At 44.5% G+C, this 2,951-nt stretch carries 3 protein-coding genes; 2 read left to right on the forward strand and 1 reads right to left on the reverse strand.

What is annotated here, in order from left to right; genetic code table 11:
• Window positions 1-74 precede the first annotated feature (74 nt).
• Window positions 75-914, reverse strand: coding sequence for a hypothetical protein (locus DKW60_RS23375; protein ID WP_109840044.1), 840 nt, complete (start codon window positions 912-914; stop codon window positions 75-77).
• A gap of 118 nt (window positions 915-1,032) precedes the next feature.
• Between DKW60_RS23375 and DKW60_RS23380 the strand changes: the two genes are divergently transcribed.
• Both DKW60_RS23380 and DKW60_RS23385 read left to right on the forward strand, forming a co-directional pair.
• Window positions 1,033-1,950: a 2OG-Fe(II) oxygenase gene (locus DKW60_RS23380; RefSeq protein WP_109840045.1), complete on the forward strand. Its 918-nt coding sequence runs from the start codon at window positions 1,033-1,035 to the stop codon at window positions 1,948-1,950.
• Between the two features lie 4 nt (window positions 1,951-1,954).
• Complete coding sequence (locus DKW60_RS23385; protein ID WP_219988908.1) at window positions 1,955-2,842, forward strand: sulfotransferase domain-containing protein; 888 nt, start codon at window positions 1,955-1,957, stop codon at window positions 2,840-2,842.
• The last annotated feature ends 109 nt before the right edge of the window (window positions 2,843-2,951 follow it).

Here is a 2,951-nt window from a genome sequence, read left to right on the forward strand (position 1 = left end):
GGTTTATTGTCAGTTGTGGTAACTAATAACAAACCAGATACGCCGCTTTTTAGCAAATTCTTTAGACACTACTTTCAATCATAACTCGTCGGGTGGAGGTAGCCCTTAGAATACGTCCGCAGGAGAGGATGGTTTGTATAATTAGGCTGGATCAGGTAGTCATACTGTTCAATATTCTCCTGTAAAAAATCACCCACATCGTTTTCAGCCAGCGGTTTTTGTCCTCTGGGCTGAAACTGTAGTCGTCCTTCATGCATAAAAACCCGAAAAGCCCCTCGCCCCTGATTGCCAGTACGCCGTTTACAGAACAACTCACCATGCTGTCCAGCTAGCTCTGCTAATTGCAAACGAAAATCCAAAGTATTTTGTTGGAGCAAGGTAATAGTCCCCGCTGCTGGAATACCTTGTTCTTCCAACATTTTCTCAAACTTATACTTATCCCCCAACAGAGCGACATGCTCCTGATAGTGTGGCCGCCCACGATTACGGTAAGCATGGAAAGCACTGACCTCTTGATCATAAACATAATCCCACAGCGTCTTCTGTACGTCATTTTGATAAAGACGGTACTTATACCACTCAGCAGGCGCTAAACCATGGCCCATGCTAACCGCGAGTACCTGCCAATATTGCTGCCACAAACTCAAGCCTGTTTCTTCCTGTAACACCTTTCCTCGGTGCTGGACAACCTTAAAAGTATAATAAGGGCTGTAAATCAGTGTCCATCTGAAGCCTGCAAACAGCATGACTGGTAAAAAAAGCAAGCGTGGCATTTGCGGGAAGTGTGCCAGTGCAAGGTTGCGATGAAAACGAATAGATTCCGATTGACCTGTTAGTAAGAAGCGCCAACTGAACAAGCCATGAGGTAAACGTCGTTTGATCAAGTGACGATAGACTTTTTTAAGGAAATTCATAATGAATTGGACTCGTTGAGAGTGTCATTTAATACTTACTGCACTTTTTAAACGCGTGCTTTGCTAAATAGGCATTGTCATCTATAGTGGGGTTATTTTTAGCAGTCTATAGATTTTTATGACAGACCCCAAGCCCTCTAATATCCTCGATGGCCGTATTGATGATTTTGCCAGCAGTCTGCCGTTGTTTGAGCGCATGGAAACTGCACTTAGATTACGTTTACAAACTTGCCCTAACGATGAGAAAATTTTGCGTGAACTAGCAGCCTGTAAACGTAAACAGGGCAAGCTGGATGAGGCATTGGAAATCTACAGTTCCTTGGCACAGCAATACCCGAATCGACCAGATTACCCCTACGCTATAGCGGCCCTTACTACAGCGCTAAATGGCACTGTCTCTGATGCTATTAACCGCCCGTGTTTAAGCCCAATAATGGAGTGGCAAAACTTCCTGCCTGAACAGACGATACAAGAGATGATTCGACATATGCACGAGCATAAGGCAGACTTTCGCCCTGCCGAGGTGGGCGGTGGTAAAGACCACGAAGAAAGCCGCTATAACCCAGATGCACGTAATAACACAGATTTGAGTCTAAAAGGGAACCCGTTAAAAAAACAAGTGCGTGAATTAATTGCGGAACGTTTATCTGAAATGACAAGGCAATTAGGGCTAGCACCTTTTGAAGCATCACGCACCGAAGTGAAACTACGTGCCTATCACAATGGCGAATACTTCCGAGTGCATCAGGATGGTGGGAAAGGGCGCCAAATCAGCTACACCTACTTTTTCCACCCTGAGCCACAACATTTCGATGGTGGAGAGCTTGTGTTGTTTGATACCGACACAAAAGCTTCAAGCTTCAACCATTCCTTCACCCGCATCTTTCCAAAGCGCAATAGCGCATTTTTCTTCCCCAGTCATTTCTATCACGCAGTATTGCCGGTTGAAACACAGGATGATGATTTTATGTCAGCCCGTTTTGTTATTAATGGCCATATCTGGGGGAACAAGGACGAAAAAGTTGAAGAGAGTTAACCCAATGTCAGCTGCATTAAAGATGAATAAAGGTATTTACTGGCTGGCCTCTTACCCTAAGTCAGGGAATACGTGGTTTCGCACTTTTCTTAAAAACTTGTTAAACGATGGAAAGGAACCAGTATCCATTAACGATTTATCAACAGGAGAAATTGGCAGTTCACGCAATTGGCTGGATGGCGTGCTTGGTTTTGATAGTGCTGACCTTTGTCAGTGTGAAATAGACCAGCTTCGCCCACGCACTTATGACTGGACAGCTGAGCAGTCGGAAGAATACCGTTACCATAAAATTCACGACGCTTGCTGGCAGTTGGATTCAGGCCAATGGCTGGTTTCTGCAGAAGCAACCAATGGGGCTTTATACTTCGTCCGTAACCCGCTGGATGTAGCGATCTCCTATGCTAATCATTGTCACTCTGGCATTGATAAAGCTATAAGCCGTATGGCTAACCCCGAGCACTGTTTCTGTAAAAATAAGCACGGCTCCCTGACAAATCAAACCGAACAACGTCTGTTAACGTGGTCGCAACACGTTACTAGCTGGGTAGATAACCCCGTTATTGATACCCACGTCATGCGATACGAAGATATGAAACACAAGCCGCAACAAACCTTCACTCAAGCGGTCAATTACCTGAAACTTCCCAACGACTCCGAAAGAATCGCCAAAGCACTGAGCTTTTCTGATTTCAAAGCCCTGCAGCAACAAGAGGTAGACAATAAATTCCGTGAGCGTCCACCCAACATAGAGCGCTTTTTTCGCAAAGGTATCGCTGGTGATTGGCAGCAAACACTCACAAAAAAACAAATTGATCAAGTTATCAAAGATCACCATGAAGTTATGGAACGCTTTGGTTATCTGGATAGTCAGGGAATTCCGCAGGTGATGTAATATATTAAAAGGGCAGCAGTGTGGCGTTAATGGGCTAAAGTCGGTGTATACTCAAGCTCTGTACACGACAAAAAATTAAACGACCGAATATAGTTCAAATATTGAACAA

Source organism: Leucothrix pacifica (assembly GCF_003172875.1).
Classification (GTDB): domain Bacteria; phylum Pseudomonadota; class Gammaproteobacteria; order Thiotrichales; family Thiotrichaceae; genus Leucothrix; species Leucothrix pacifica.

Coding starts and splice junctions, on each gene's coding strand:
- DKW60_RS23375 (WP_109840044.1), bottom strand. CDS start 914: ATGAATTTCCTTAAAAAAGTCTATCGTCACTTGATCAAACGACGTTTA.
- DKW60_RS23380 (WP_109840045.1), top strand. CDS start 1,033: ATGACAGACCCCAAGCCCTCTAATATCCTCGATGGCCGTATTGATGAT.
- DKW60_RS23385 (WP_219988908.1), top strand. CDS start 1,955: ATGTCAGCTGCATTAAAGATGAATAAAGGTATTTACTGGCTGGCCTCT.